The sequence below is a fragment of the Streptomyces spongiae genome (assembly GCF_009377185.1).
GTDB lineage: Bacteria > Actinomycetota > Actinomycetes > Streptomycetales > Streptomycetaceae > Streptomyces > Streptomyces spongiae.
This window is the reverse complement of record NZ_VJZC01001030.1, coordinates 1-1,617: the sequence shown is the minus strand read 5'-3', so window position 1 is coordinate 1,617 and position 1,617 is coordinate 1. Positions and strand designations below refer to the sequence as shown.

Annotated in this window: 3 protein-coding genes; 2 read left to right on the top strand and 1 reads right to left on the bottom strand. The window is 69.4% G+C overall.

Going from position 1 to position 1,617, the window contains the following annotated elements; translation table 11 throughout:
- The first annotated feature begins 79 nt into the window (after nt 1–79).
- Nucleotides 80–712, top strand: a complete 633-nt coding sequence (locus tag FNH08_RS49835; protein ID WP_407704610.1) for an HAD family hydrolase — start codon at nt 80–82, stop codon at nt 710–712.
- Here the strand turns inward: FNH08_RS49835 and FNH08_RS49830 are convergent.
- Entirely contained in the window at nt 691–990 is a 300-nt protein-coding gene (locus FNH08_RS49830; RefSeq protein ID WP_322726670.1) for a hypothetical protein, read from the bottom strand. The two genes, FNH08_RS49835 and FNH08_RS49830, sit on opposite strands and share 22 nt — an antisense overlap.
- Before the next feature lie 192 nt (nt 991–1,182).
- Between FNH08_RS49830 and FNH08_RS53805 the strand changes: the two genes are divergently transcribed.
- Nucleotides 1,183–1,566, top strand: coding sequence for a cold-shock protein (locus FNH08_RS53805; RefSeq protein ID WP_152778606.1), 384 nt, complete (start codon nt 1,183–1,185; stop codon nt 1,564–1,566).
- Nucleotides 1,567–1,617: the final 51 nt, after the last annotated feature.

The following is a 1,617-nucleotide window of genomic DNA, read 5'->3' as shown; positions in this document are numbered from 1 at the left end:
GTGCGGGGACTGTGCGGGGGTGTGGGCCGCGGACGCGGTCCGCGGATCGGCGTCACCCGGCCTGGGCACAATGGCCCATATGGCCTCCACGACCTCTCCCGCGTTGACCATCGGCTTCGACCTCGACATGACCCTGATCGACTCGCGCCCCGGCATCCACGCCTGCTACCAGGCGCTCTCCGAGCGGACGGGCACATACGTCGACGCCGACCTGGCGATCAGCCGGCTCGGGCCACCGCTGGTGGAGGAACTCGCGAACTGGTTCCCCGAGGACCGGATCGCGGCCACGGCCGACCTCTACCGTGAGATGTACCCCACAGTCGCCATCACCCCGACGCCCGCGCTGCCCGGCGCCCGCGAGGCGGTCCGGGCCGTCCAGGAGGCGGGCGGCCGGGCGATCGTCGTCACCGCCAAGTACGAGCCGAACGCCAAGCTCCACCTCGAACACCTCGGCATCGAGCCCGACGCCGTGATCGGCGACCTGTGGGCCGAGCAGAAGGCGCTGGCGCTGCGCGAGTACGACGCGGCCGTGTACGTCGGCGACCACACCGGCGACATACGCGGCGCGCGCACGGCCGAGGCGTACTCCCTCGCCGTGGCCACCGGGCCGTTCGAGGCGGAGGAGCTGCGCGCGGCGGGCGCGGACGCCGTCCTGCCGGACCTGACCGCGTTCCCGGCCTGGCTGGAGGACTACCGCGGGACGGCGGCCTGACCGCCGCCCGTGCTGCCTGTGCTGCTCGTGCCGTCCGTGCCGCGGGCGCGGCGGCGGCCCGCCGCGATCGACTGGAGGACGCCCGCCCCGGCGATCAGGAATCCGACGCCCATGAGCATGCTCAGTCCGAACATGTAGGTCGGGAAAGGCGTCGTTCCGAGCAACAGCGGGGCCACCGTGACGAGTGTGGCCACGGCACCGAGGAAGAACACGACGGAACCGGCACGGATCAGTCGGTCACCGGGTTCGGCGGAATTCGTTTGGGTTTTGTCACGCACCCGACCAGGGTAGTTCCAGCGCGAAGAGAACAGCCGGGTGACGTCTTGTCACCGGACTCCGGAGCATTAGCCTTGGTACCGGCGGGTCCCGGCGACCCGCTGTACTGCTATACAGAGCCGTTTTCGCACACTGTTCCGCCAGTTTCCCAACGAGCCATCCGGCTCCGACACACCGAGGACGAGGTCGCACCCATGCCGACGGGCAAGGTCAAGTGGTTCAACAGCGAGAAGGGCTTCGGCTTTCTCTCCCGCGACGACGGCGGCGATGTCTTCGTCCATTCCTCGGTCCTGCCCGCCGGAGTCGATGCTCTGAAGCCGGGCCAGCGCGTGGAGTTCGGCGTCGTCGCGGGGCAGCGCGGTGACCAGGCGCTTTCCGTGACCATCCTGGACCCGACGCCGTCCGTGGCGGCGGCGACGCGCAAGAAGCCGGACGAACTGGCGTCCATCGTCCAGGATCTGACGACCCTTCTCGAGAACATCACGCCGATGCTGGAGAAGGGCCGCTACCCCGAGAAGACCTCCGGCAAGAAGATTGCGGGCCTGCTGCGCGCGGTCGCGGACCAGCTGGACGTCTGACTCGCTTTTACGGGAAATCAAGCGCGTTCCGGCCGAAGGGCTGTTGTCGCC

What these genes read in the sequence shown, in the direction of transcription:
- FNH08_RS49835 (WP_407704610.1), top strand. Translation starts at nt 80, where the DNA reads ATGGCCTCCACGACCTCTCCCGCGTTGACCATCGGCTTCGACCTCGAC.
- FNH08_RS53805 (WP_152778606.1), top strand. Translation starts at nt 1,183, where the DNA reads ATGCCGACGGGCAAGGTCAAGTGGTTCAACAGCGAGAAGGGCTTCGGC.